Annotated in this window: 25 protein-coding genes; 9 read left to right on the top strand and 16 right to left on the bottom strand. The window is 62.9% G+C overall.

The window, feature by feature from the left end; all coding sequences use genetic code 11:
- Positions 1–130: 130 nt before the first annotated feature.
- The 5 genes from IB263_RS12490 to ureG all read left to right on the top strand — a co-directional run bounded on the left by IB263_RS12490 (position 131) and on the right by ureG (position 2,966).
- Entirely contained in the window at positions 131–670 is a 540-nt protein-coding gene (locus IB263_RS12490; RefSeq protein ID WP_192438552.1) for a peroxiredoxin, read from the top strand.
- A 169-nt stretch (positions 671–839) separates the two neighbouring features.
- The gene (locus IB263_RS12485; RefSeq protein WP_192438551.1) at positions 840–1,136 is read left to right on the top strand and encodes a putative quinol monooxygenase; all 297 of its coding nucleotides are present in this window, start codon (positions 840–842) and stop codon (positions 1,134–1,136) included.
- 2 nt (positions 1,137–1,138) lie between these two features.
- Complete coding sequence (gene ureE, locus IB263_RS12480; RefSeq protein WP_089045642.1) at positions 1,139–1,612, top strand: urease accessory protein UreE; 474 nt, start codon at positions 1,139–1,141, stop codon at positions 1,610–1,612.
- Positions 1,605–2,276, top strand: a complete 672-nt coding sequence (locus IB263_RS12475; RefSeq protein WP_192438593.1) for an urease accessory protein UreF — start codon at positions 1,605–1,607, stop codon at positions 2,274–2,276. Before ureE ends, IB263_RS12475 begins: the two co-directional genes overlap by 8 nt.
- Before the next feature lie 78 nt (positions 2,277–2,354).
- Positions 2,355–2,966 carry an urease accessory protein UreG gene (ureG, locus tag IB263_RS12470; RefSeq protein ID WP_034794155.1) on the top strand — a complete coding sequence of 204 codons (612 nt, stop codon included), beginning with the start codon at positions 2,355–2,357 and terminating at the stop codon, positions 2,964–2,966.
- Positions 2,967–3,013: 47 nt separating this feature from the next.
- Here ureG and IB263_RS12465 read toward each other — a convergent pair whose 3' ends face one another.
- The 9 genes from IB263_RS12465 to IB263_RS12425 form a co-directional block, all read right to left on the bottom strand.
- A complete protein-coding gene (locus IB263_RS12465) occupies positions 3,014–3,694 on the bottom strand; it encodes a Crp/Fnr family transcriptional regulator (RefSeq protein ID WP_034794150.1) in 681 nt (226 codons plus the stop codon).
- 159 nt (positions 3,695–3,853) lie between these two features.
- On the bottom strand, positions 3,854–7,171 hold the full coding sequence (locus IB263_RS12460; RefSeq protein ID WP_089045641.1) for an efflux RND transporter permease subunit: 3,318 nt from the start codon (positions 7,169–7,171) through the stop codon (positions 3,854–3,856).
- A 14-nt stretch (positions 7,172–7,185) separates the two neighbouring features.
- Positions 7,186–8,373: an efflux RND transporter periplasmic adaptor subunit gene (locus IB263_RS12455; RefSeq protein ID WP_034794147.1), complete on the bottom strand. Its 1,188-nt coding sequence runs from the start codon at positions 8,371–8,373 to the stop codon at positions 7,186–7,188.
- A 524-nt stretch (positions 8,374–8,897) separates the two neighbouring features.
- Positions 8,898–9,890 carry an ABC transporter substrate-binding protein gene (locus IB263_RS12450; RefSeq protein ID WP_192438550.1) on the bottom strand — a complete coding sequence of 331 codons (993 nt, stop codon included), beginning with the start codon at positions 9,888–9,890 and terminating at the stop codon, positions 8,898–8,900.
- 51 nt (positions 9,891–9,941) lie between these two features.
- Positions 9,942–10,811 (bottom strand): ABC transporter permease, encoded by an 870-nt coding sequence (locus IB263_RS12445; RefSeq protein WP_192438549.1) that lies wholly within the window; start codon positions 10,809–10,811, stop codon positions 9,942–9,944.
- A complete protein-coding gene (locus IB263_RS12440; RefSeq protein WP_034794141.1) occupies positions 10,808–11,692 on the bottom strand; it encodes an ABC transporter permease in 885 nt (294 codons plus the stop codon). Before IB263_RS12440 ends, IB263_RS12445 begins: the two co-directional genes overlap by 4 nt.
- Before the next feature lie 2 nt (positions 11,693–11,694).
- The gene (locus IB263_RS12435) at positions 11,695–12,030 is read right to left on the bottom strand and encodes a membrane protein (RefSeq protein ID WP_034794138.1); all 336 of its coding nucleotides are present in this window, start codon (positions 12,028–12,030) and stop codon (positions 11,695–11,697) included.
- Positions 12,027–12,491, bottom strand: coding sequence for a GNAT family N-acetyltransferase (locus IB263_RS12430; RefSeq protein ID WP_192438548.1), 465 nt, complete (start codon positions 12,489–12,491; stop codon positions 12,027–12,029). Before IB263_RS12430 ends, IB263_RS12435 begins: the two co-directional genes overlap by 4 nt.
- Positions 12,481–13,272 carry an ABC transporter ATP-binding protein gene (locus IB263_RS12425; protein WP_034794266.1) on the bottom strand — a complete coding sequence of 264 codons (792 nt, stop codon included), beginning with the start codon at positions 13,270–13,272 and terminating at the stop codon, positions 12,481–12,483. The genes IB263_RS12430 and IB263_RS12425 overlap by 11 nt, the downstream gene beginning before the upstream one ends.
- Positions 13,273–13,393: 121 nt before the next feature.
- On the opposite strand from IB263_RS12425, the gene IB263_RS12420 reads away from it, so the two are divergent.
- Positions 13,394–13,807, top strand: a complete 414-nt coding sequence (locus tag IB263_RS12420; RefSeq protein ID WP_192438547.1) for a cupin domain-containing protein — start codon at positions 13,394–13,396, stop codon at positions 13,805–13,807.
- A 93-nt stretch (positions 13,808–13,900) separates the two neighbouring features.
- Here the strand turns inward: IB263_RS12420 and hydA are convergent, their stop codons facing one another.
- Both hydA and IB263_RS12410 read right to left on the bottom strand, forming a co-directional pair.
- The gene (gene hydA / locus IB263_RS12415; RefSeq protein ID WP_192438546.1) at positions 13,901–15,355 is read right to left on the bottom strand and encodes a dihydropyrimidinase; all 1,455 of its coding nucleotides are present in this window, start codon (positions 15,353–15,355) and stop codon (positions 13,901–13,903) included.
- 79 nt (positions 15,356–15,434) lie between these two features.
- Positions 15,435–16,685, bottom strand: a complete 1,251-nt coding sequence (locus IB263_RS12410; protein ID WP_090298213.1) for a Zn-dependent hydrolase — start codon at positions 16,683–16,685, stop codon at positions 15,435–15,437.
- Positions 16,686–16,967: 282 nt separating this feature from the next.
- Between IB263_RS12410 and IB263_RS12405 the strand changes: the two genes are divergently transcribed.
- A complete protein-coding gene (locus IB263_RS12405; RefSeq protein WP_034794116.1) occupies positions 16,968–17,621 on the top strand; it encodes a TetR family transcriptional regulator C-terminal domain-containing protein in 654 nt (217 codons plus the stop codon).
- An 8-nt stretch (positions 17,622–17,629) separates the two neighbouring features.
- Here the strand turns inward: IB263_RS12405 and IB263_RS12400 are convergent, their stop codons facing one another.
- The 3 genes from IB263_RS12400 to IB263_RS12390 form a co-directional block, all read right to left on the bottom strand.
- Positions 17,630–18,559: a DMT family transporter gene (locus tag IB263_RS12400; protein ID WP_060605154.1), complete on the bottom strand. Its 930-nt coding sequence runs from the start codon at positions 18,557–18,559 to the stop codon at positions 17,630–17,632.
- Positions 18,560–18,710: 151 nt separating this feature from the next.
- Positions 18,711–20,387 carry an adenylate/guanylate cyclase domain-containing protein gene (locus IB263_RS12395; protein WP_089045633.1) on the bottom strand — a complete coding sequence of 559 codons (1,677 nt, stop codon included), beginning with the start codon at positions 20,385–20,387 and terminating at the stop codon, positions 18,711–18,713.
- Positions 20,388–20,714: 327 nt separating this feature from the next.
- Complete coding sequence (locus tag IB263_RS12390; RefSeq protein WP_034794112.1) at positions 20,715–21,614, bottom strand: LysR family transcriptional regulator; 900 nt, start codon at positions 21,612–21,614, stop codon at positions 20,715–20,717.
- A gap of 107 nt (positions 21,615–21,721) precedes the next feature.
- On the opposite strand from IB263_RS12390, the gene IB263_RS12385 reads away from it, so the two are divergent.
- Positions 21,722–22,744 carry an NAD(P)-dependent alcohol dehydrogenase gene (locus IB263_RS12385; RefSeq protein WP_060605148.1) on the top strand — a complete coding sequence of 341 codons (1,023 nt, stop codon included), beginning with the start codon at positions 21,722–21,724 and terminating at the stop codon, positions 22,742–22,744.
- Positions 22,745–22,809: 65 nt separating this feature from the next.
- On the opposite strand, the gene preA is transcribed toward IB263_RS12385, so the two are convergent.
- Positions 22,810–24,123 carry an NAD-dependent dihydropyrimidine dehydrogenase subunit PreA gene (preA, locus tag IB263_RS12380; protein WP_034794108.1) on the bottom strand — a complete coding sequence of 438 codons (1,314 nt, stop codon included), beginning with the start codon at positions 24,121–24,123 and terminating at the stop codon, positions 22,810–22,812.
- A gap of 20 nt (positions 24,124–24,143) precedes the next feature.
- The gene (locus IB263_RS12375) at positions 24,144–25,505 is read right to left on the bottom strand and encodes an NAD(P)-dependent oxidoreductase (RefSeq protein WP_089045629.1); all 1,362 of its coding nucleotides are present in this window, start codon (positions 25,503–25,505) and stop codon (positions 24,144–24,146) included.
- Positions 25,506–25,816: 311 nt separating this feature from the next.
- Between IB263_RS12375 and IB263_RS12370 the strand changes: the two genes are divergently transcribed.
- Positions 25,817–26,770: a sugar-binding transcriptional regulator gene (locus tag IB263_RS12370; protein ID WP_060518905.1), complete on the top strand. Its 954-nt coding sequence runs from the start codon at positions 25,817–25,819 to the stop codon at positions 26,768–26,770.
- The last annotated feature ends 21 nt before the right edge of the window (positions 26,771–26,791 follow it).

Raw genomic sequence — 26,791 nt, 5'->3', positions numbered from 1 at the left:
TGCCGACCGAGAGCTGCGCCAGAGCGGTTTGCGGTTCTCCGCATGTATCCCGCTCTAACTTACAAGAGACGATCACGTTCATGATTTTGGTCGAACCGATCCAAATTATCGTGGTCCAAAGGAGATGACGATGCTTGGCAGAAAAGTACCCGCTGTAACGTTCCGCACCCGCGTTCGCGACGAGGCCGTTGGCGGCTCGAACCCGTTCCGCTGGGAGGACCTGTCCTCCGACGATTACTTCGCAGGCAAGCGCGTCGTGCTGTTCTCGCTGCCGGGCGCGTTTACGCCGACTTGCTCGACCTTCCAGCTGCCCGATTTCGAAAAGCTGACGGCCGATTTCCGCGCCGAGGGCGTTGACGAAATCTACTGCATCTCGGTCAACGACGCTTTCGTCATGAACGCCTGGGGCAAGTCCCAGGGCCTCGAAAACGTCAAGCTGATCCCGGACGGTTCGGGTGAGTTCACCCGCAAGATGGGCATGCTCGTCGCCAAGGACAATCTCGGCTTCGGCATGCGCTCCTGGCGCTACGCTGCCGTCGTCAACAACGGCGTTGTCGAGCAGTGGTTCGAAGAAGAAGGCTATTCCGACAACTGCGACAGCGACCCCTATGGCGTTTCCTCGCCGCAGAACATTCTGGAGACGCTGAAGTCCCAGAAGCTTGCCGCCTGATGGCAGCGACCTATCGTTCCTGATTGGAAAAAGCCCGAAGATCGGATCCGGTCTTCGGGCTTTTTCTTGCGCGGTACAGCCGCCGCAAGCGCCTGAAAAGCCGCACCCGCCGCTGGCGTCAGGGCTTTTTCTTGCTAAAGTAGCCGGCAGAAAAGATATCGAGGGTTCAATGGTTTACATTATCGCCTACCTGACGGCACACCCCGGCAAGGGGGATGAGGTAGTGTCGCTCGCAGCACCGCTGATCGAGGCCACCCGGCGCGAGGCCGGCTGCATCACCTATGATCTCTACCGCAAGTCGGCCGAGCCCGACGCGCTGGTTTTTGTCGAAACCTGGAAGGACAAGGCAGCCGTCGACGCGCATTTCGAGGAACCACATCTGAAGGCCTTTCAGGCGGCGATGGCCGACCTGCTCGTCGAGGCGCGCCTCGAGCTCGTGACGCCGGAAAAGGTCGAGGTTCTCTGACGATGCCCTATCGTTCGACAGAGGTTCTCTCGCCGGGACCGGCCGATATTGCGCCGCTTCATAGCGTGACATTGACGCACGACGCGCGGCATCTGCGCCGCAAGTTGCTGCATCTCGAAAACGACGATGTGGTGATGCTGGATCTCAAGGAAGCGGTGATGCTCGCCGATGGCGACCTCCTGGTGCTCGAGGGCGGCGGCCATATCCGCATCGTTGCCGCGCCCGAGGCGCTCTACGAGATCCGCCCGCGCGACGCGATGCATCTGATCGAGCTTGCCTGGCATCTCGGCAATCGCCACCTGCCGGCACAGTTCGAAGAGAGCCGCATCCTGATTGCCCGCGATCCGGTGATCCGCCAGATGCTCGAAGGCCTGGGCGCGGCGGTGAACGAGGTTTCGCTGCCTTTCCATCCGCTGCGCGGCGCCTACCATGCCGGCGGCCACAACCATGGCCATAATCATCACCACCATGGCTGAGCGGGTCGACACGCGAGCGCTGCTTCGCCTCGTGACATGGATGTCGCCGGCCTTTCCGGTCGGCGCGTTTTCCTATTCCAGCGGGCTTGAGCAGGCGGTTCACGACCGTCTGGTGAGCGACGCCGGCGAGCTTCGCAACTGGCTGGAGGCGGTCATCTCTCTGGGCTCCGGCTGGAACGATGCGCTGCTTCTGGCCGAGAGCTATGGCGCCGTGAACGACCATGCCCGGCTGGCTGCGGCGGCAGAGCTTGCCGAAGCCCTGGCGGGAGGCCGCGAGCGCCATATGGAAACGATGCTGCAGGGCCAGGCGTTTCTGGCAGCGGCGCGCTCGTGGCCGCATCCGGTTCTCGATGCGCTGCCTGAGAGTGTCGCCTATCCGGTCGCAGTCGGTGCCGTCGCCGGCGCTCATGAAACGGGCCTCGAGCCGGCGCTTGCCGCCTATCTTAACGCCTCTGTCTCGAACGCCGTCTCGGTGGCGATCCGTTGCGGCGTGACCGGCCAGCGCGATGGCGTCGGCATCATTGCAGCACTCGAACCGGTCATCGCGGCGACAGCCGTCAAGGCCGCCGGCGTCTCGCTCGACGATCTCGGCTCGGCCACGATGACAGCGGATATTTCGTCGCTCAGACACGAGAGCCTGCATTCGCGGCTCTTCCGTTCGTAACTCATAGAACTGCGCAATTTCGGACGGAAACTGTCTCACGCTTCCCTGGAATTGCTTCCAACTTGAAAGGATATCCAGATGGCATCGAAGAACGGTCCCCTTCGCGTCGGCATCGGCGGGCCGGTGGGCTCGGGCAAGACGGCGCTGACCGACAAGCTCTGCAAGGCGATGCGGGAGAAGTACTCCGTCGCCGTCGTCACCAACGATATCTACACCAAGGAAGATGCCGAGGCGTTGGTGCGCATGCAGGCGCTGCCCTCCGATCGCATCGTCGGGGTGGAGACCGGTGGATGCCCGCATACGGCGATCCGCGAGGACGCCACGATCAATCTGCAGGCGATCGCTGATCTCAACCGCCGCATCCCCGATCTCGATGTCGTCTTCATCGAATCCGGCGGTGACAATCTTGCGGCGACCTTTTCGCCTGATCTCGCTGACCTGACGATCTATGTCATCTCGGTCTGCCAGGGCGAGGAAATCCCGCGCAAGGGCGGGCCGGGCATCACCAAATCGGACCTTCTGGTCATCAACAAGAAGGATCTGGCGCCCTATGTCGGGGCCGATCTCGACGTGATGCAGCGGGATGCGACGCGCATGCGGGCGGAAAAGCCCTTCGTCTTTACCGACATGAAGCGCGGCGACGGCATCAACCGGATCGTCGATTTTCTGACGCTGCACGGCGGCCTCTGACGCCGTCCGCTTTTGTTGCTTCTGGCGCCTGAACCTTCGTCAGCGCGTCAGAAGCGCTCCAGCGCCTGCCGGTCATGGATCTCGATGACGCGGCCCTTGACGGTGACGCCGGAGCGGCGAAGGGCCGAGAAGGCGCGAGACAGTGCCTCGGGCGCCAGGCCCAACTTGCCGGCCAGCACATTCTTCTGGAAGGGCAGGCGGAAGGAAAAGTTGGTGATGCCATCGGGGCAATTGCCGAGGATATAGCTCGCGACCCGCTGCGGTGCCGTGAGCAGCCGGTCTTCGGCCAGGCAATCCTCCGCCATTTGCGCGTGCCGGCACAAAAGCTGCATCAGTGCGTCGGCGATCTCGGGCGTCTGTTCGGCCAGCTTGCGAAGCCTGCGGCTGTCGATGCGCGCAAGCATCGTCGTCTCGATCGCCTGGGCGTTGGCGGTGGCGCGGTTGCCAAGGAACATGGCGCTTTCGCCGAACAGTTCGCCTTTCGGGAAGACGGCGATATCCGCCTCGCGCCCGTCCTTGCCCAGCCGGTAGAGCCGCACCAGACCGGAGAGGACCAAGAAGACTTGGTCCAGTGCCTCGCCCTGGCCAAAGAGGATGTCGTGCTCCTCGTGTGTGGAAACCACGACATCATCGAGAATGGCGCTCGACGCCGCCGCCGGCAGCTTTTCGAAAAAGCAGGAGCCGAGCAGCACCGCCCTGTCGTTCGAGTTCAATCGCAACGTCTTCATCGTACCCGTCCTGAGTAAAATCCAGTGCTAGGGTAGAGGGCTTTGCAGATCTTGGTTTGACCTCGATCAAATAGAAATCACAAAAAGCCCGCGCTTGCAGGGCGCGGGCTTGCTTTAGAATTGTGGCCGCCCCGGGCGGAGAGCCCCTTCGCCGATGACCTACTCGGCAGCGAGCGCTGGGTGGTTGATGACCTTGCCGCCAGACCGTCCCTTGGTCTGGTCCGTTTCCAGCGTCTTCAGCCGGTCCTCCAGGCCTTCGATCGTCTTGCCTTGCTCGTGCACCAGATCCGTGAGGGCCTCGCGGTCGAGCGGCAGGTTTTCCTCGTCCTTCTTGCCGACGAAGCGGCCGAAGATGCGGGCGAGCAGTCGCGAGAGGTCGTCCATGATCAGGAAGAACGACGGCACGATCACGAGGCTCAACACCGTCGAGACGATGATGCCGCCGATCACGGCGATCGCCATCGGGGCGCGGAACGAACCGCCTTCGCCGACGCCGAGCGCGGAGGGCAGCATGCCCGCCGACATGGCGATCGAGGTCATGATGATCGGGCGGGCGCGCTTGCGGCCGGCCTCGATCATGGCGACCTGCCGGTCCATGCCGTGATGCATCATCTCGATACCGAAGTCGACGAGCAGGATCGCGTTCTTCGTGACGATACCCATCAGCATCAGGATTCCGATCAGAACCGGCATGGATAGCGCGTTCTGTGTCAGGATCAGCGCGGCCGCCACGCCGCCGATTGCGAGCGGCAGCGAGAACAGGATGGTGAAGGGCTGGATCACGTCCTTGAACAAGAGGATCAGCACCACCAGCACCAGCATCAGGCCGAGCAGCATGGCGTTGCCGAAGCTCTGCTGCATTTCCGCCTGCACCTCGGCGTCGCCGCTTTCGAGGAACTGCACGGACTTCGGCAGATCGGCCTGGCCGGCGATCTGCTTGAAGCGCTCCGAGGCGGTGTTGAGCGCAACACCGACCGGGAGATCCGCGCCGAGCGATACGACGCGGTTGCGATCGTAGCGCTTGATCGAGCTCGGGCCTTCCGAATAGTTGATGTCGGCAACGCTCGACAGCGGCACGGTGGCGCCGGCGGCGGTCGTGATCTTCAGATTGCGGATCGCGGCGATATCCGTGCGGAAGTCGCGGTTGATCTGCACGCGGATCGGGATCAGCCGCCCGTCGAGGGCGATCTTGGTCAGCGCCGCATCGATATCGCCGATGGTGGCGACACGGATCACCTCGGAGATCTGCGCGGTGGTGATGCCGAGGCGCGACATCTGCTCGTCCCGCGGACGGATCTGCAGTTCCGGACGGGGAAGGGCGCCATCCGGGCTGACATTGGCCAGCAACGAGTCGCTCCTCAACTTGCCTTCCAGCGTCGCCACAGCCTGATCGAGATCGGCCTCGTTGTTGGAGAGCAGGTTGAAGGAGAGGTCACGCTCACCGCGGTCGTTGAGCTTGATCACCCGCACATCCGGAATGTCACGGACGCGAGCGAAGATTTCCTTCTCGATCTGCGACTGCGGGATGATGCGGCCGGCAGGCGGCATCTTCGGCAGGTACGCGCCGATCACCGGCGTGCGACCGATGACATCATTGACGATCTTGTTGACGAGCGACTGGTCGAGCTTCTTGAGAAGCACCGTCACCGTCGCGCGGCGCAGTTCCAGGTCGCCCTTCGGCGAAGCGCCGCCGAGTACGAAGATGTTGTCGACGCCGTCGATATCCTTGATCCGATCGTAGATCTCGGTGGTGGTGCGGTCGGTGTCCTCGAGCATGGCGTCCGGCGGCAGCTCGATCGACAGGCTGACGCGCGAGGCGTCTTCCGGCGGCAGGAAGCTGCCGGGCACGAAGAGGACGAGCGCGAAGACAGAACCAACCGAGAAGACGATGGCCGCAAGCAGCGTCAGGTAGCGGGTGTACCAGTGCTTCGTCGTGGCGACCACAAGGCGCGTATAGTTGCGCATCATGAAGCCGTCCCGGTCATGATGATCACTGCCGGCGTCCGACGGGCGCATCAGATAGGCGGCCATCACAGGCGTGATCAGACGCGCGACGAGCAGCGAGAAGAACACCGCCACGGCGACCGTCAGACCGAACTGGATGAAGTATTGGCCGGGAATGCCCGGCATGAAGGATACGGGCACGAAGACCGCGATGATGGTGAAGGTCGTCGCGATAACGGCAAGGCCGATTTCGTCCGCCGCTTCGATCGAGGCGCGATAGGGCGATTTGCCCATATGGATGTGCCGCTCGATGTTCTCGATCTCGACGATCGCGTCGTCGACGAGAATACCGGTTGCAAGCGTCATCGCCAGGAAGCTGACGAGGTTCAGCGAGAAGCCGAGCAGGTCCATGACCCAAAAGGTCGGGATCGCCGACAGCGGCAGGGCCACGGCGGAAATCAGCGTTGCCCGCCAGTTGCGCAGGAAGAGCATGACGACGATGACGGCGAGCAGCGCGCCTTCCATCAGCGTATGCAGCGCCGCCTCGTAGTTGCCGTAGGTGAAGTAGACGGAATCGTCGACCATCTCGATGGTGACGTCGGGGTTCGCCGCGCGGATCTTTTCGAGCGACTTTGCGACCGTCTCGGCGACGCTGACTTCCGAGGCGCCCTTCGCGCGGAAGACCGCGAAGGTCACGCCGGGGTTGCCGTTGAAGCGCGAGAAGGAACGCGGTTCCTCATAGGTATCGGTGACCGTGCCGAGATCGGACAGGCGCACGAAGCGGCCGCTCGGCACCGAGATCATCGTGTTGGCGAGCTGCTCGACATTGCGGGTATCGCCCAGCGTACGGATCGCCTGCTCGCTGCCGCCGACCTGACCACGGCCGGAGCCGAGGTCCATGTTCATGCGGCGCAGCTGGCCGTTGACGTCGGCGGCGGTGATGCCGAGCGAATTCAGCTTGTCTTCGTTGAGTTCGACCCGGACTTCGCGGTCGGCGCCGCCGTAACGGTCGACGCGGCCGATGCCCTTCTTGCCCTGGATCTCACGCTTGATGACGTCGTCGACGAACCAGGAGAGTTCTTCGAGCGACATGCCCGGCGCGGAAACGGAGAAGGTCTGGATCGCCTGGCCTTCGACGTCAACCTTGGAGACGATCGGTTCTTCGATCGAGGTCGGCAGGTCGCTGCGGATGCGGTCGATCGCGTCCTTGACGTCCTGCACCGCCTGTGCCGTGGGCACTTCCATGCGGAAAATGACGGCGGTGGTCGAGGTACCGTCGTTGATCGTCGACTGGATATGATCGACGCCGGTGACGCTTGCGACCGCGTCCTCGACTTCCTTGGTGACCTGGGTTTCGAGCTCGGCCGGAGAGGCGCCGCTCTGCGTCACGTTGATCGAGACGATCGGGACGTCGATATTGGGGAAGCGGGTGATCGGCAACGACACGAAGGACTGGTAGCCCAGCACCATCAGGACGACGAAGAAGAGGATCGGAGCGATCGGATTGCGTATGGACCAGGCTGAGAAGTTCATGGTCACGGTTCCTGTCAGTTGGTCGCTGATGCGGCGGACTTGACGGGGTTGATGCGGTCACCGTCGCGGACATAGGCGCCGGCTCTCGCTACCACTTCCTCCCCAGCCTTCAGGCCCTCGAGGACTTCGATAAACTTGCCGTCGGAAATCCCTGTCTTGACCGGCAGGATGCGGATGACGCCGTTTTCGACCTTGCGAACGATGGTGCGGCCGTTCTCATTGGTAACGGCCGTTTGCGGCAGGACCACCGTCTGCTTCTGTTCGGCGGTGATCAGCGCGCTCGCATACATGCCGGCGCGTGCCTTCTCGGTGTCCATCAGGCTGATGAAGACGGTGCCGAGGCGGCTGACGGGATCGACCGTCGGCGCGATCAGGCGGATCTTGCCTTCGACCTTGGTGTTGCCCCCGGCAAGCGTCACGACGGCCGGCTGGCCGACAGCGAGCTTGATGATATCGGCTTCGGCTACATCGGCTTTCATCTCGATGGCACCGTCGCGGATCATGGCGAAGAGCGGGTCGCTGTTACCGGTGGCGATCGCGCCGACCTTGGCATTCTTGGCCGAGATGACACCTGCGACCGGTGCCTTGACCTCGGTTCGGGCGAGGCGCAGGTCGATGTCGTCGATTTGCGCTTCAGCGACCTTGATGTCGGCACTGGCCACGGCAACGGCCTGTTCGGCCGAAAGCACACGGGCATGCGTCGCGATCGCGAGCGCCCGGACGCGATCGGCCTCGGCCGTCGAGACGGTGCCGTTCTTGGAGAGTTCGGCCGCACGGTCGCTGACGCGTTTGGCCTCGTCGTTGTTGGCTTTGGTTTCGCTGAGCTGTGCGTTCAACTGGGCAAGCCCGGCCTCGGCCTTGGCAAGCGAGGCTTCGAGTTCGCTCTTTTGCAGGCGAAGCGCGTCGTCGTTGAGGACCACGAGAACACTGCCGGCTTCAACCGTGTCGCCGACATCGACATTGAGCGTGCGGATGGAGAGGCCGTCGACCATCGGGGCGACATAGACCTGCTCGACGGCCTGGATGGTGCCGGTCGCGACCACCCGGTCGCTGATCGACTGGTCGACCGCGGTCGTCACGACGATGGAGGGCAAGCTCGGTGCTGGTTTCGGTTGCGCTGCTTCCTCCGCCCGGGCGAAGGAAAGCGAACCAAGGGTCATCGCAGCGCACACGCTGAGGACAGGCAATACTTTTTGAGCCATCGGCTTCACAGTCCCGGCAATGGAAACAATATCGAGCGGATCTCCGCTTGATGCAGGATCCACGGGCAATCAGGCTATTTTACCGCACCGCCACAAGGTCCCGGCAAAGTGCTCGGGAACAGGAGATGGCGTATTCCTCACTTCGCGCCCCGCGTGCACGGTATCAGACCGTAGACGCGGGCGGAACTGGGACCGGTTACCGCAGGCAAGGCACTGGAAAAAAGACTTCCTCCGTCATGCCTGCCTCCAACAAACATCGTGGCCTATGTAATCTCGGCCTTCGACGCTTACAAGGGTGCACGAAGCGATGGTGCCTCAATATTCCGTTCGTTCTGCGGTTATGGTTGCGATCTTGACACGATCTTGACAATGGCAAGCAAAGGTAGCGCCGTTGTTCGCCGGATTACCACCCCCACGCCCGGTACCCGGCAGCAGCTTGGCGGATGCGAACGACCGCTAAGAAAACGGAAGAGGGCCGCACGATACTGAGCCGTGCGACCCTCTTTTGCGTTGCGGAGACAGGCCTATTTCAGCGCGGCGTCGGTGATCTCATGTGTCCAGGCGCCCTCGGGCTCCTTGGAAATCACGGGATCGGAACCACCCGAAAGCAGCGACTGCACGGTGCGTTTGTAGTCTGCTTCGTCGAGCGAGCCGTTGGAGCCGGCGGTGAGCTTTGCCACTTCGCTCATCATGCGCTTCTGGTGCTTCTCCGTCTGGGCGCCGGTGGAATCGTTTTCAAGAACGATATCGGCGGCCTCATCCGGGTTCTGCTCGGCATATTTCCAGCCCTTCATCGAGGCGCGGACGAACTTGACCATCTTGTCCTTGAAGGCGGGATCCTTGAGTTTGTCCTCAAGTACGTACAGGCCGTCTTCGAGCGTCGCCACGCCCTGGTCTTCATACTTGAAGGTCACCAGGTCGTCCGTCTTGATGCCGGCATCGATGACCTGCCAGTACTCGTTATAGGTCATGGTGGAGATGCAGGCTGCCTGCTTCTGGATCAGCGGGTCGACGTTGAAGCCCTGTTTCAGGACGGTCACGCCGTTCGGGCCGCCGTCGGTCGGGATCTTCAGGTGCGCCATCCAGGAGAGGAACGGATACTCGTTGCCGAAGAACCACACGCCAAGCGTCTGACCCTTGAACTTGTCCGGGCTGGTGACGCCGGTTTCCTTCAGGCAGGTCAGCATCATGCCGGATTTCTTGAACGGCTGGGCAATGTTGACGAGCGGCACGCCCTTTTCGCGGGTGGCAAGGGCCGAAGGCATCCAGTCGACGATAACGTCGGCGCCGCCGCCGGCGATCACCTGGGCCGGGGCGATGTCCGGACCGCCGGGCTTGATGTCGACGTCGAGGCCTTCTTCTTCGTAGAAGCCTTTGTTCTTGGCGACGTAGTAGCCGGCAAACTGCGCCTGGGTCACCCACTTCAGCTGCAGCGTCACCTTTTCGGCAGCTTCAGCCTGGAACGCTGCGAGCGAAAAGACGCCTGCGGCGAGAAGCGATGCAAGTCTTTTGTTCATGTCAGTTCCCTCTTGTTTTTACTTCGTTTTATTTAAGTTCTTCAAGCAGGCTCAGGCGCGCCCTCCGCGAATGGAGGGATGCCAGAAGGTGACGGCGCGCTCGATGAGTGCGACCACGCCGTAGAAGGCGGAACCGGCGACCGCCGCAACGGCGATCTCGGCCCAGACCATGTCGACATTCATGCGTCCCACTTCCGTGGAAATCCGGAACCCCATGCCGACGATGGGGGTCCCGAAGAACTCGGCGACGATGGCGCCGATCAGCGCCAGCGTCGAACTGATCTTGAGCGCGGTGAAGATGAACGGCCAGGCGGCCGGCAGGCGTAATTTGACCAGCGTCTGCCACCAGGAGGCGGCGTAGGTGCGCATCAGGTCGCGTTCCATGTGGCTGGCGGCGGCAAGGCCGGCAACCGTGTTCACCAGCATCGGGAAGAAGGTCATGATGACGACGACGGCGACCTTCGACTGCCAGTCGAAGCCGAACCACATGACCATGATCGGGGCTACCCCGATGACGGGAAGGGCCGAGACGAAATTGCCGAGTGGCAGAAGGCCTTTCTGCAGGAAGGGCGAACGGTCGATCAGGATCGCAACGGCGAAGCCGAGGCCGCAGCCGAGCGCATAGCCGATCAACACTGCCTTCAGGAAGGTCTGGCGGAAATCGGCCCCAAGCGTCGGCAGCGAATTGATCAGCTTTTGCCAGATCATCGAGGGTGCTGGCAAAAGCACGGAGGGGACCTGGAAGCCGCGGACGATGCCTTCCCAGAGAACCAGGATAGTGATGCCGAAGATCACCGGTACGGCGAAGCGGGCGGCGCTGCTTGCGGCCGCGCTCCGGAAGTTCTGGCGCACCAGCCATTCGTTGAAGGCCCAGGCGGCGAGCCAGAAGATGATCGCGGCGGCAAGGACGGGAAGGTTCATGGCTTGGCTCCCATGCGCTTCAGGACGGCGGTGTGGGCAAAGCCGACGATCATGACGAGTACGGCCGCAAGGGCTGCCGCCATGAAGAGAGCGGCCCAGATCTGCACCGTCTGGCCATAGTAGGAGCCGGCCAGCAGCCGGGCACCAAGACCTGCGACCGCACCGGTCGGCAATTCGCCGACGATGGCGCCGACCAGCGAGATGGCGACGGCAACCTTCAGCGAGGTGAAGAGGTAGGGCATCGACGACGGCCAGCGCAGCTTCCAGAAGGTCTGCGACGGGGAGGCATTGTAGGTGTGCATGAGGTCGAGCTGGATCGTCTCCGGGCTGCGCAGGCCCTTCACCATGCCGACGACGACCGGGAAGAAGGAGAGATAGGTCGAGATCAGTGCCTTCGGCAAAAGTCCGGAAATGCCGATGGCGTTCAAAACGACGATGATCATCGGCGCAATCGCGAGGATCGGGATCGTCTGGCTGGCGATGACCCAGGGCATCAGCGAGCGGTCCATGGCGCGGTTGTGCACGATGCCGACTGCTAGGAGGATGCCGAGGGCGGCGCCGATGCCGAAGCCGAGAAGGGTTGCCGAAAGCGTGATCCAGGCGTGGTAGACGAGGCTGCGCTTCGAGGTGATTGCCTTGTTGAAGGTGGTGTCCCAGATCTCGGCGATCACCTGGTGCGGTGCCGGCAGTACCGGACGTTCCTGCGCCATGGTGTTGCGCACGATCTCAGAGAAGCTGATCTCGGTGCCGGCGCGGGCTGCCGTATCACGCTCGAAGGGGGCGTTGAGGAAGACGACCGCGACATACCAGATGGCGATCAGCAGCAGGACGACGGTGCCGACCGGCACCAACTTGTCCCTGAAGAAACTTGGTTCCTGCATTGTCACGCCTTTCCGCTTGCGGGGAACAACATCAGGCCCATTGCGACGATGCCGAGAAGCACGCCGGCGGCCTGCGTGAGGCTCAATCGTTCGCCGAACACGGTGAAGGCGATGACATTGACCATAACGAGCTGCACGATCGCCGACAGCGAGATTGCCAGGCCGAGGCCGCCCTCGCGCATGAGCTTCACCATGATGATGTTGCCGATCACGTAGAGCCCAAGTGCAAGCAAGAGCATGCCGAGGTGGTTGTTGGAGACATAGGCGCGCGAGGCGGTCGCGCCACCGAGGAAGATCGTCGTTGCCAAGAGCATCCAGAGGCCGAAGGCAAGGTTCATGCCCGCACCTTTCTGCCGCGCCAGCGATAGAGGATATCCGGCAGTTGCTCCTCGTTGTCGCCGTCGGTCCGCCGCACAGCCTCGAAGCCCTGGTGCTCGTAGAAGCGCTGGGCATCACGATTGTGTTCGAAGGTCCATAGGCTCAATTCATCCGGTGACATCGCCTTGGCGGTGTCGATCAGCCGGGCGCCAATGCCTGCGCCACGATGCCACTCATCGATGTAAAGCGCGGTGACGTGGTGGTCGTCAGAGAGGGAAAGGAAGCCGGCGATCTCGCCGTCGTCCTCTGCCAAGAGTACGGTGCGTTCGGCAAAGACGGTCTCGGCATAATAGCGTTCGACATCGGCATGCTCGTGCACCCGCGGCATCCAGGCCGTCGCGTCGATCCAGCGGTTGAGAATGCCGGCGCAGGCGGCCATGTCGGTCTGTTCGGCCCGGCGGATGCCGATGCTATTCGTCATAGCTGTGTCCCGCGCGCAGGCCTTCGCGGACGCGATGGGCGATTTCGAGGAACTCCGGTGTCTCGCGAATGCCGAGCGGCCGTTCGCGCGGCAGCGGCGATTCGATCACATCGGTGACGCGGCCGGGGCGGGGGCTCATCACCACGATCTTGGTGGAGAGGTAGACAGCTTCAGGGATCGAATGGGTGACGAAGCAGATCGTCTTGTTGGTGCGGGCCCAGAGCTTCAAGAGCTGTTCGTTGAGGTGGTCGCGAACGATCTCGTCGAGCGCGCCGAAGGGCTCGTCCATCAGAAGCAGGTCGGCATCAAACGCCAGTGCGCGGGCGATGGAGGCGCGCTGCTGCATACCACCGGAGAGCTGCCAGGGATATTTCTTGCCGAAGCCGGAGAGGTTGACGAGGTCGAGCGTGCGCTCGATGCGGGCCTTCTTCTCTTCCTTCGAATAGCCCATGATCTCAAGCGGCAGAGCGATGTTGTTTTCGATGGTGCGCCAGGGATAGAGCGCTGCGGCCTGGAAGACGTAGCCATAGGCGCGCTTGTTGCGCGCCTGCTCAGGCGTCATGCCGTTGACGCTGATCGTGCCGGAGGTCGCTTTTTCCAGATCGGCGATCACGCGCAAGAAGGTCGTCTTGCCGCAGCCGGACGGACCGATGAAGGAAACGAAGTCACCCTTGGCGACATCCAGGTTGACGCCGGTCAGTGCATGCACCGGGCCATCGGCGGTTTCGAAAGTCAGGCAGAGGTCCCGGGCCGAAACCACGGATGCGGTATTGGACGTCATCGGCGAATACTCATTCTGGCTGGTCTGTGTCAGACTGCTATCCGGACCGGCAACATGCAATCGCGGATTTGGGTGCGAAGCCGTTTGTTGCTGGTTTTTCAGGGAATTCTGGAGAACGCTCATGTCTCGATCATCCAATCCGGGCTGTCGCGTGGTTCGTCCTGAAGGCGCCGTGGCCGGCCAGCAGGGGCTCAACTATTTCGAGGGCATTACAGCGGAGACCGTCGGGGCAACCGGGCTCTGCATGCACATCGTCACGATCCCGCCCGGTGTGCGCGCCAAGGCGCATCTGCATGAGAGCCACGAGACGGCGATCTACGTGCTTTCCGGGGAGGCCTGGACCTGGTTTGGCGAGAGGCTTGAGGAGCACGTCGTCGCTAGGGCCGGTGAGATGGTCTACATCCCCGCCGGCATGCCGCATCTGCCGGAGAACCGCTCGAACGCGCCCTGTTCGGCCGTCATCGCGCGCACGGATCCGAACCAGCGCGAAAGCCTCGTGCTGCTGCCCGAGCTCGATCAGTTCGTGCCCACCTGACGCCGCCCGCGCCGAACTGCCCCGCCATAGTGGTGGGACATGTCCGGTGGGACAGAGCGGCGCGAAGACGTGCAAGCCGCGAAACATGAGGCCTCAAACGCCCGTGGCCGGAATGCCGGTGCGCTGGACGGCGCGGGGGGCGGTGACTTCCTTCCAGGTAGAAAGGGCGGAGCTGACCGCCGGGAAGGGATCGCGGCGGACGAATTCGCCGTGGCCCTCGCGGGTCTTGACCGTGCTTTCCTCGATCGCGACGACGCCGCGGGTAAGGGTAAAGCGCGGCAGGCCCTTTACCTCCTTGCCTTCGAAGACGTTGTAGTCGATCGTCGACTGCTGGCTCTTGGCGGAGATCGTCTTGGTGCGCTTCGGATCCCAGACGACGAGGTCGGCATCGGCGCCGACAAGGATTGCGCCCTTCTTCGGGTAGATGTTGAGGATCTTGGCGATGTTGGTCGAGGTCACCGCCACAAACTCGTTCATGGTGATGCGGCCGGTGTTGACGCCATGGGTCCACAGCATCGGCATGCGGTCTTCGAGGCCACCGGTGCCGTTCGGGATCTTGGTGAAGTCGCCGACGCCGAAGCGCTTCTGCTCGGACGTGAAAGCGCAGTGGTCGGTCGCCACCACCTGCAGCGAGCCCGAGGCAAGGCCGGCCCAGAGACTGTCCTGATGCAGCTTGTTGCGGAACGGCGGCGACATCACGCGGCGGGCCGCATGGTCCCAGTCCTTGTTGAAATACTCGGTTTCATCGAGCGTCAGATGCTGGATCAACGGTTCGCCGAAGACGCGCATGCCCTTGGAGCGGGCCCGGCGGATCGCCTCGTGCGCCTGTTCGCAAGAGGTGTGCACGATGTAGACCGGGCAGCCAGCCATGTCGGCGATCATGATCGCGCGGTTGGTCGCTTCGCCTTCGACCTCGGCCGGGCGCGAATAGGCGTGCGCTTCCGGCCCGTTGTTGCCCTCGGCAAGCAGCTTTGCCTGCAACTGCGCGACGACGTCGCCGTTTTCGGCGTGCACCAACGGCAGCGCACCAAGTGCTGCGCAGCGCTGGAAGGACGAGAACATCTCGTCGTCATCCACCATCAGGGCGCCCTTATAGGCCATGAAGTGCTTGAAGGTGTTGATGCCCTTGTCCTTGACGATGGTCTCCATCTCGTTGAAGACCTGCTCGCTCCACCAGGTGATCGCCATGTGGAAGGAATAGTCGCAGTTGGCGCGGGTGGACTTGTTGTCCCACATGGTGAGCGCTTCGAGCAGCGACTGGTTGGGCGAGGGCAGTGCAAAGTCGACCACCATGGTCGTGCCGCCGGCAAGGGCTGCCCGCGTGCCGCTTTCGAAGTCGTCGGAGGAATAGGTGCCCATGAAGGGCATTTCGAGATGCGTATGCGGGTCGATGCCGCCGGGCATGATGTAACAGCCGCTCGCATCGAGCGTTTCGTCGCCCGACAGGTTCGGGCCGATCTCGACGATCTTTCCGCCCTCGATCTTGACGTCCGCCTTGTAGGTCAGGTCGGCCGTGACGATGGTTCCACCCTTGATGACAGTGCTCATGATTGTTCCTCGCGATTGCGCTTCCGGCGGCCAGGCAACCGCCACGAAAAAGGGCGGAACTTTCGTCCCGCCCGCAAACTCATTCGACGATTTCGGCCGTTTCGACGACGGCGTGGAAGAGGACGTCGGCGCCGGCGCTGGCCCACTCCCTGGAGATGTCCTCCGCCTCGTTGTGGCTGAGGCCACCGACGCAGGGGCACATGATCATCGTCGTCGGCGCCACCTTGGCGGCCCAGCAGGCATCATGCCCGGCGCCCGAGATGAGGTTCATGTGGCTGTAGCCGAGATGCTCGGCGGCGTTACGCACGGCGCTGACCAGCTTTGGATCGAAGGTGACCGGCTCGAAATGGCCGATCGCCTCGATGGAACAGCCGACGCCAAGCGCGTCAGTGATCTTCGGTGCCTCGGCCTCGATCTTTGCCCGCATGCGGTCGAGCTTGGCCTTGTCCGGCGAGCGGATGTCGACGGTGAAGACCACCTTGCCCGGCAGCACGTTGCGGGAATTGGGCGAGAAGAACACCTGGCCGACGCCGCCGACGGCGCCCGGCTGGTTTTCCATCGCGACGCCCTGGACCATTTCCAGAATGCGGGCCATGGCAAGGCCGGCGTTAACGCGCATGTTCATCGGGGTCGAGCCCGTATGGGCTTCGCGGCCGGTGAGCGTGAACTCCAGCCACCATAGGCCCTGACAGTGGGTGACGACGCCGATGTCCTTGCCCTCGGCTTCGAGGATCGGGCCCTGCTCGATATGGTACTCGAAATAGGCGTGCATCTTGCGGGCGCCGACTTCCTCGTCGCCGACCCAGCCGATGCGTTTCAGTTCGTCGCCGAAGGTCTTTCCTTCGGGATCCTTGCGGCCGTAGGCGAAATCCTGACTGTGCACGCCGGCAAAGACGCCCGATGCGAGCATGGCCGGCGCGAAGCGCGCGCCTTCCTCGTTGGTCCAGTTGGTGACAACGACGGGATGCTTGGTCTTGATGCCGAGATCGTTCATCGAGCGAACGACCTCGAGGCCCGAGAGCACGCCGAGCACGCCGTCATACTTGCCGCCGGTCGGCTGGGTATCGAGATGCGAGCCGATATAGACGGGCAGCGCATCCGGGTCGGTGCCGGGCCTTGTGAAGAACATATTGCCCATGGTGTCGACGCCCATGGTGAGGCCGGCCTTTTCGCACCAGGACTGGAACAGCCGGCGCCCTTCGGCGTCCTCGTCGGTCAGCGTCTGGCGGTTGTTGCCGCCCGCGACACCAGGGCCGATCTTGGCCATTTCCATAAGTGAATCCCACAGGCGGTCGGCATTGACGCGCATGTTCTCGCCAGGTGCAGCCACGGCGGTCTCCTCATCTTTTCAGGGCTTTGCCTTGATCGGCGCGCCCTCATGTTCCCGTGGTCAAATCCAGGCTTGGTTTTTTCTGGTGCCCTTCGATCAGCCGTTGCCTTTGGCGGTGAACTGGCTGATAATTTGACCGGTTGGTAAACATTACAACTTCCGTTGCGGCACTCAAGCCGGAAAAACAAAAAAACGAAGTTGTTGCCCAATAAGATGGCGAGGCCGGAAATTGGGCAGCCGGTTCCTGCGCGACGAGCTGCGCAGGCATGGCCAGGGGGACATATGGTATTACCGAGAGCGGCCAGGACCCAGAGGCGGACCCGCATACAAGGGGAGAAGGAAGAGCGCATTCTCGAGGCCGCGCTCGAAGTCTTTTCCGCCAACGGTTTCCGCGGCTCGACCGTCGACCAGATTGCCGAAGTGGCGGGAATGTCGAAGCCCAATTTGCTCTATTATTTCCGCACCAAGGAAGCGATGCACCGGGCGCTGATCGACCGGGTGCTCGACACCTGGCTCGACCCCTTGCGGGAGTTCAACGCCGAGGGGAATCCGGTCGCCGAAATCCGCAGCTATATTCGGCGCAAGCTCGAAATGGCCCGTGACTATCCGCGCGAAAGCCGGCTCTTCGCCAACGAGGTGCTGCAGGGCGCGCCGCATATCGAGGACGAGCTCAAGGGGCCCTTGAAGTCGCTGGTCGACGAGAAGGCCGAGGTAATCCGGGCCTGGGCCAAGGCCGGCAAGATCGCCAAATGCGATCCCTATCACCTGATCTTCGCGATCTGGTCCACCACCCAGCACTACGCCGACTTCGACGTGCAGGTGCGCGCCGTGCTCGGCCAGGGAAACGCCGGGGACGGGCGCTTCGAGGATGCGGCACGCTTCCTCGAACGGCTCTTCGTCGACGGGCTGCAGGTGAGCGAGCAGCCGGCGGCTTGAGCCGCATTTCAATCTGGCAGCAGCGCCATCAGCAGCAGGCCGCAGGCCGTGGTCAGCGCGCCGGCAAGCACCGGCAGGCTGGTCCAGCCATGACCGAGCAGACCTTCGAGCAGGATGATGAAGCTCGGCGTCAGATAGCCGTAGCCAAGCACTTTCGATGCGGGTAGCCGCATCGAGGCGTATTGCAGGAGCAGGAAGGTGATCGCCGTGGTCACAACGGCCAGATAGAGGACGGCGAGCCAGACGACCGGTGGCAGGCTGGCGAAATCGGCCCTGACGAGACCGGCCGCGCCCGGTACCAGCAGCCAGGGAACGGTGAAGACAGCCACCCAGAAGCCGAAGGCGAATGGACTTTCCTCTCGGCCGAACTTGCGGATCAGCGGCACATAGACCGCGTGGCAGACGACGCCGACGAAGAAGATCAATTCGCCCTGGCCGACGTCGAAGGCAAGGATCGCGCCGACATCGGCGCGAAAGATCACCCAGACGGCGCCAAGGGCAGCGATGATGAGCCCGGCGAGCACGCCCGGGCGCGTATGCTGACCGAGCAACACAAACGCGAAGCCGGCGCTCAAGAGCGGCATCAGCGTGAAGACCGCGCCTGTTGAAACAGGGCTGGTGAACTCCAGCGCCTTGAACATCGTCAGCATGTAGACGGCGATCAACCCGCCGAGGATTACGAAGCGCCACGCTTGCTTGGGAAAGCGAAAGGGAACGCGCGCATAGCCGAAGGTGAGCAGGCCAAGGACGACGACGGTCAAAAGATAGCGCCAGAGCGTCAGCGGCCCGGCGCCCATATGTTGGGTGGCAAGGCCGCCGAAGGAAAAGGAGCCGGCGATCAGGACGGCGAAGGTCATCATCGCCAGATGCGCCTTCAGCTTCTCGGCGCCCTTCGCATGAACCTGGTGCGCGGTTTTCGGGGAGACGTCCTGTTTCATGCGGGCTTCCGGATTGGATCGGCGGCGAGGGCGGGAAGGATCTCCACTACTAGATCATTTCAGCGCTTCATTGAAACCGTGAAAAGATCCAAAGCCTTGAAGGTATGCAACTTCGGGCGTGGAAACTGTTTCACGCTTTCAAGGGGTTGCACTACGCGTTCGACGGTGCAGGTTGCAAGGCCGTGGAGATACCGGCGGCATCCCCGACGATCCAGGTTTCGAGCGTCGCCTGCCGGCCGCGCAGGCCGATGTCCAGCCGCTCATGCCCTTCGATCACCAGGCCCGCGCGGTTGACGAGCTCGGCCGAGACGGCCAATTGTACGTCGTGTTCCTTGGCGAGGCCTTCCAGACGGCTCGCCGTGTTAATCGTATCGCCGACCGCCGTCAGCGATGTGGCCTGGCCGTAGCCGATCTCGCCGATGATCGCCGGGCCGGCGTGCAGGCCCATGGCGATGCGCAGCGGCTCGTCGAGTTCGCCGCGGAAGGTCTGGTTCAGCGTCTCGAGGCCCTTGGATATGCGCACGGCGGCGGCAAGCGACTGCCGGCAGGCCTCCGTGTAGGTGCTCTTCAGCCCGAAGATCGCCAATGCGCCGTCACCGATGAACTTGTCGATGACGCCGCCGGAATCCTCGACCGCTTCGCCCACCATCTCGAAGTAGCGGTTGAGCAGGAACACGGTGTCGAAAGGCAGCTTGTGTTCGGCAATGCTGGTGAAGCCGCGCAGGTCGCAGAAGAGCACGGCGATGCGCCGTTCGCGACCTTCGCCGCCCTCGCGGCCGATCTGCTTCTTGATGCCGAGGCTGTCGCTGTCGAGGATCGGCACGACGGTGACGTTGTGGACAGGGCGAAACTGGCAGGCGAGGCGGACATTGTCGGGTGCGCCGATCCGGGTGAGTGTCGCGAGCTCCGCATCCTCGGGTGGCGGCTGGTCTTCAAGCCCCTGGATGATGCGCACCCGGCAGGTCGAGCATCGGCCACGGCCGCCGCAGACCGAGACGTGGGCGATGCCCGCGGCCCTACTCGCCTCGAGCACGCTGAAGCCGAGATTGACGGTGGCCACCCGACCGTCGGGATAGCGCACGCGAATGCGCCCGCCCTTCGGCATGGCCCGCAGCAGGAACGTGCCGGCGATCAGGCCGCCGAAGCCGAAATAGAGGCCGAGCCGAATATCCTCGAGAAGCGTGAGGTCGAACGGAGGCTTCGAATAGGAACGGTCGCCGTAGCCGCCATGTTCGGCGTAACCGTCCTCGATCGAGCGGGCGCCGCTGACGAAGCCGAGCAGCGCGAAGATCGGCACGAGGATCGCGACTGTGTAGAGCAGGATTTCGTAGCGCGGGAACCAGGCTCGGCCGCGCATCCAGAACCAGGCCCCGAGGCAGCCGTGGCCCCAGACGAGCAGCAGGGCGAGCGATTGTCTCGTGGCATTGACGGAATTCGACCAGAGCATGCGGAGCATGTCCGGATAATCCGCGTCGACCCCGGTAAGAAGTGGCTCGACGCGTGCGGCCGTCACGTGGCCGATCAAAAGGAAAGGCAGGCTGAGGCCGAAGACGATCTTCAGCGCCTCGCGCGCCGGCATTCTGAGCGTCTGCCGACGATAGATGCTTTCGAGCGCCATGGCGAAATGCAGCAGCAGGGCGCCGTAGAGCAGCACTGTGCCGGGCAGGCTGTGCCAGATGAGATTGAAGCCTTTGCGGGCGGTTTCCATCGCTTCGACGGAGATCAGGCCGAGCGAGTGGTTGAAGAAATGCGCCAGAACGAACGTACCGAGTATGGCCCCGGAGACGAGGTGCATTCGCTTGCGTCGGTTGGCCGAAATGATCGTCAAGCAACAAGTCCGGCTCTGCCGGAGCGTCGTCCGGCTGCAGTGTCAAAACCTTTGGAGATCGCGTTGCGGCCCTGATCGAGCCCGCGACGCACCCCGTATGAGTACTCCCTTATTATCCAGATCGTACGAGCCGACAACTTACCATTTTTACACAATCTGTTTCGTTTTCGTGTCCTGTTCGTTATCGGCGCAGCACGCTATTCATCCGAATCCGGCCGCAGGAACGCGCTCGGGTGCGGGCGGGATCCGCAGAGCCGGGCGAAGCGGCCGCCAAAGCCGACCATTATCCGCACGCCGCCGCCTTCGGAAGCAGGAATGCTCCGCGGATCATTGCATCATGGGGGCCAGTCGATCGGCCAGCGTGTCGATCATCAGCCGCAATTTCGGCGGCATGTATTGCGTGCGCGGCCACACGACATGGGCTGCGAAGGAGAGGGCGGGCACATCGGTAAGAATGCGGACGAGCCGTCCTGAGTCGATGTGGCTGCGCACCAGCCAGCACGGCAGCCATGCAAGGCCGAAGCCGTCTGCCGCCGCATCGGCGATCGAGGTCAGGTCGTCCAGTTTCAGCCGTGCCGGCGGCGTCACCTGCCGGGGTACCGCTCCCTTGACCGGGAAGGACCAGGAAAGCGCATCGCTGCTGCGCCGATAGAGGATCGCCTGATGGTGAAGAAGGTCATCGATGCTGCGCGGCGTGCCGTGCCGCTGCAGGTAGGCGGGGGAGGCGCAGACCGTCATGGGCTGGTCGGCAACCTTGCGCGCCATCACATCGGGTTCATCGGGCAGTGGACCTGTGCGAATGGCGAGATCGAAGCCATCCTCGACAAGATCGACCCTGCGGTCGCTGAAATTGACGTCGAGTTCCAGGAGCGGGTGCTGACCCAGCAGTTCCGACAAGAGCGGCATGACGCATTGCCGTCCGAAAACCACGGGCAGGGACATGCGCAGCCGACCTCTGATCTCCTGCTTGCCCGATTCCAGCAGTGCCTCGCCGGCACGAATCTCACCAACGGCTCTGAGACAACTTTCATAATAGAGCTGGCCTTCGGCCGTCAGGCTCTGCGTGCGGGTCGTGCGATGGAAGAGCCGGACGCCAAGTCTTTGTTCGAGCTTGGCAATCGTCTTGCCGACAGCGGAGCGCGAGAGGTTCAGCCGTTCGGCCGCCGCTGAAAATCCGCCAGCTTCGACCGCCTCGACGAAGATCGAAATGCCTCCCAACCGCTCCAAGATTGTCTCCTTTTAAGAACCAATATGGCGAATTCTTATCGCAACTGGAGAGATAAATTCAACGCTATGCTTCCTCCATCAGATCAATGCAGTGAAAGGAACGGACTATGGCAAGACTGATGAAGGAATGGACGATCGACGCGCTTGGAGCCGAAAACCTCAAAATTACCGAGCGCCGTGTTCCGGAGCCGGGCCCAGGTGAGGTGCTGGTTCGCACGACGGCCGTGTCGCTCAATTTTCGCGACAAGCTGGTCTTGGAAAACGGCATGGGCATGCCGCTTTCCTTCCCCTTCGTGCCGGGCTCCGACATGGCAGGGGTGGTGGAAGCGGTCGGCCGCGGCGTGACGCGCTTCCAGCCCGGCGATCGGGTCATCTCCGTTTTCGATCCGACCTGGATCGACGGTCAAAAGCCGGGAACGGCTCGTCATCCAACGTCGTTTGCCCTTGGCGGCCTGAACCCGGGTGTCGCGTCGCAATATGTCGCTTTCCCCGAGGACTGGTTCGTAGCAGCACCCGAGAGCCTGGACGATGGCGAGGCGAGCACCTTGCCCTGTGCCGGGGTGACGGCCTGGTTCGCCCTGGTCGAGAAGGGGCATCCCAAGGCCGGCGACCGCGTGGTCGTGCAGGGGACCGGCGGCGTGTCGCTGTTCGGGTTGCAGATCGCCAAGGCGCATGGCGCCGAGGTCATCGTCACGTCGGCCAGCAAGGACAAGCTGGAGCGTGCGTTGGCGCTTGGCGCCGATCACGGGATCGACCGTGTATCTGAGGACTGGGCGGAGCGGGTTCTTGAGATTACCGGCGATCACGGCGCCGATCATATTCTGGAGATGGCGGGCGGCGCCAATCTCGGCAAGTCGCTGCAGGCGGTTGCCGTGCAAGGGCGGATATCGGTGATCGGGGTGTTCGAAGGCGCGGAGATCTCGGCACCAGTCACGCCGGTCCTGCTGAAATCGCCGGTCATCCAGGGCATTGGCGTTGCCCATCGCCGGGCACTCGAGGATTTCACCGTGGCGATCGACCGGACCGCGATCAAGCCAGTCATCGATGCGCGCTATTCGTTCGAACAGTTCCGCGAGGCTCTGGCGCATCTCGACCGCGGCCCGTTCGGCAAGGTCGTCATCGAGTTCTGAGGGCACATGAGAAAACGCCGCCGGATTTGTGGTCCGGCGGCGTTTCGATGAAGTGACGAGATCCGCTACTCAGCGGCCTGGCGGGCCATCGGGTTGTTCGGATGGGTCGTCCAGTTGGCGTAGTTTGGATCGACCGGCTTGCCGGTGCGCTGGTCGAGCGTGCCGGCCGGCAGCTCTTCCATGGTGATGCAGTTTTCGACGGGACAGACGTTGACGCAGAGATTGCAGCCAACGCACTCGTCTTCCATTACCTCGAAGTGACGTACGCCGTTGACGAACTGCGTGATCGCCTGGTGTGAGGTATCCTCGCAGGCGATGTGGCAGCGACCGCACTTGATGCAGGCATCCTGGTCGATCTTCGCCTTGGCGATGTAGTTGAGGTTCAGATACTGCCAGTCGGTAACGTTCGGTACCGCGCGTCCGGTGATATCATCGAGGTTGCGGTGACCCTTGGCGTCCATCCAGTCGGAGAGGCCCGAGATCATTTCCTGGACGATCTTGAAGCCATAGGTCATGGCTGCGGTGCAGACCTGGACGTTGCCGGCGCCAAGTGCCAGGAACTCGGCCGCGTCGCGCCAGGTGGTGATGCCGCCGATGCCGGAGATCGGCAGGCCGTAGGTTTCCGGATCGCGAGCGATCTCGGCGACCATATTGAGCGCGATCGGCTTCACCGCCGGGCCGCAATAGCCGCCGTGGGTGCCCTTGCCGCCGACCGTCGGGTTGGGGGCGAAGTTGTCGAGGTCGACCGAGACGATCGAATTGATCGTGTTGATCAACGACACCGCGTCGGTGCCGCCGGCCTTGGCGGCGCGGGCGGGCTTGCGGATGTCGGTGATATTGGGCGTCAATTTGGTGATGACAGGCATGCGCGTGTACTGCTTGCACCAGCGCACGACCATCTCGATGTATTCCGGCACCTGGCCGACCGCAGCACCCATGCCACGTTCAGACATGCCGTGCGGACAGCCGAAGTTGAGTTCGATGCCGTCGGCGCCGGTTTCCTCGACCAGCGGCAGGATCGCCTTCCACGCCTCTTCCTCGCAGGGCACCATGATCGAGGCGATCAGGGCGCGATCCGGCCAGTTCATCTTCACCTGCTTCATTTCGCGCAGGTTCACATAGAGGTCGCGGTCGGTGATGAGCTCGATGTTGTTCAGCCCGAGCAGCCGGCGGTCGGCGCCCCAGATCGCGCCGTAGCGCGGGCCGTTGACGTTGACGACCGGCGGGCCTTCCTCGCCGAGCGTCTTCCAGACGACGCCGCCCCAGCCCGCCTTGAATGCGCGCTCGACGTTGTAAGCTTTGTCCGTCGGTGGGGCGGATGCCAGCCAGAACGGGTTCGGGGATTTGATGCCGACAAAATTATTGCGAAGATCAGCCATTGGTTTCTCCTCCCGATCCCTTAGGCAACTGCGCTCGCGCGCGGCGCTGCCGCGGCGAAGGCCCGATTGATCGATTCAGCCGCGTCGCGGCCCATGGCGACGGCCGAGACCGTGAGGTCTTCACCGCCGAGCACGCAGTCGCCGCCGGCCCAGACGTTGGGCAGCGACGTGCGCCCTTCGGCGTCGGCAACAATGCGGCCGCCTTCGAGTTGCAGCGCGCCGAGGCCTGCTCCGAGGAAGCTCTGGCCGATCGCCTTGAAGATCTGGTCGGCGGCAATGATACCGGTTTCGCCGGTCGCCGTCAGCTTTCCGTCTTCGAGCGTGGTGTATTCCAGCTCGATGCCGGCGACCTTGCCGTCCTTCTCGGCGATGCGCTTCGGCTGCAGCCAGTGGCGGATGGTGACGCCCTTGGAGGCCGCCAGGTCCTGCTCGAACTCGGAGGCGTTCATGTGCTCCTTGCCGCGGCGATAACAGATCGTCACTTCTTCCGCGCCGAGCAGCTTTGCCTGCACGGCCGCATCGATTGCGGTCATGCCGCCACCGAGGACGACGACGCGACGGCCGACCGGGATATCGGCCTTGGTCTTCGACTGGCGAAGGGCGGCGATGAAGTCGACGGCATCGTCAACGCCTTCGGCACTTTCGCCTTCGAGACGCAGCGCGTTCACGCCCGCAAGGCCGAGGCCGAGGAAGACGGCGTCATACTGTTCCGAGAGGTCGGCGAGGGTGAAATCGCGGCCGAGCGCCTGGCCCTGGCGCACTTCGATGCCGCCGATCGCCAGCACGTAGTCGACTTCCTTCTGCGCGAAGTCGTCGACCGACTTGTAGGCGGCAATGCCGTACTCATTGAGGCCGCCGGACTTCGGCCGGGCATCGTAGATCACGACGTCGTGGCCCTTGACGGCCAACCGATGGGCAGCAGCAAGGCCGGCCGGGCCGGCGCCGACGACGGCGATCTTGCGGCCGGAGGTTTCAGCACGGGTGTAGAACTGCTTGTTCTCTTTCATCGCCACGTCGGTCGCATAGCGCTGCAGGCGGCCGATCTCGACCGGGCGCTCCTCGGCGGTGTTGCGAACGCAAGCCTGTTCGCACAGCGTTTCGGTGGGACAGACGCGGGCGCACATGCCGCCCAGGATGTTCTGATCGAAGATCGTCTTGGCCGATCCGATCGGGTTTCCGGTCGATATCTGCCGAATGAACAGCGGGATATCGATGGAGGTGGGACAGGCCGTCATGCACGGCGCGTCATGACAGAAATAACAGCGGTCGGAAGCGACGAGGGCCTCGTGCTTGTCGAGCGGTGGATGCAGGTCGGAGAAATTGCTCTCGTACTCCCCGAGCGGCAGGCGGCCGCCGAGGATCCCAGATTGTGTCGTTCCCATTTTTGGCTCCCAATGTTTTCTCAGGATGATGGAACGGTAACACGCTTTATTTTTTTATCAAACGGTAAAAATTTAAGGTCGAAACGGCCGAAAAGCCTTGTGATCCCGGGCCTTGCGGCAGACCTGCCAAGCCCTTGTTCTTGGCCGATGTTTGACAGGGCGGGGCAATAGTGGCAGCAGATCAGAGCGGGGTGAGGAAAAGTGTGCGCGGTTTTCCGCCCGCACCCCGCTCTGCTTATGAAGATCGATCACGATACTTTTGGATCGACAGGATCCAAAAGTATCGTGATCGGGGGGGATGGAGAACAGCGATGGCACGCAGGGGCGAGGCGAACAACAGGCTTGACGATGCTGCCCGGGCAGGCTGGCTATACTATGTCGCTGGCCGCACCCAGGATGAGATCGCCACCGTCATGGGAATCTCGCGCCAGTCGGCGCAGCGATTGGTTTCGCTCGCCATGTCCGAGCGGCTGATCAAGGTTCGGCTCGACCATCCGATTGCCGCCTGCCTCGAGGCGGCCGCAGGTCTTCGCGACAAATACGGACTGAAACATGTGGAGGTGGTGCCGAGCGATCCCGGTTCGACCTCGACGACCGTTGGCATCGCGGAAGCCGGGGCCGCCGAGATCGAGCGCTGGCTGAAATCGTCCGAGCCGCAGGTGCTGGCGATCGGTACCGGGCGCACGCTGAAAGCGGCGGTCGATCAGTTGCCGCCGATGGAATGTCCGCAGCACCGCATCGTGTCGCTCACGGGCAATATCGGCCTTGATGGTTCGGCCGCCTATTACAACGTCATCTTCAGCATGGCCGATGCGGTCAAGGCCCGGCATTTTCCGATGCCGCTGCCGGTGCTCGCCGCTTCGGCCGAGGAGCGGGAGGTGCTGCACAGCCAGAGCCTGGTGCAGGTGGCTCTGAAGCTAGGCGCCGAAGCCAATGTCGCCTTCGTCGGCGTCGGCGAGCTCGGCCCGGACGCGCCGCTCTGCCAGGACGGGTTCCTCGCCCAGGACGAGATGGCCGGTCTGACCAAGGCGGGTGCCGCGGGCGAGATCTGTGGCTGGATGTTCGATCATGATGGCGCGTTGCTCTCGGGCAGCTTCAACGAGCGCGTCGCCTCCGTTCCCTTGCCGCCGCGCGACCGGGCGTCTGTAATCGGACTTGCCAAGGGGCAGCGCAAGTATGAGGCGCTGCGGGCGGCCGTAAAGGGCGGCATTATCAACGGCCTTATCACCGATGAGGCGACGGCGAGCTATCTGCTCAACGCATGATCGTTATGCGAAACGATTGAA

The sequence above is a fragment of the Ensifer sp. ENS03 genome (assembly GCF_014852035.1).
Classification (GTDB): Bacteria; Pseudomonadota; Alphaproteobacteria; order Rhizobiales; family Rhizobiaceae; genus Ensifer; species Ensifer adhaerens.
This window is presented reverse-complemented; position numbering and strand designations above follow the sequence as displayed.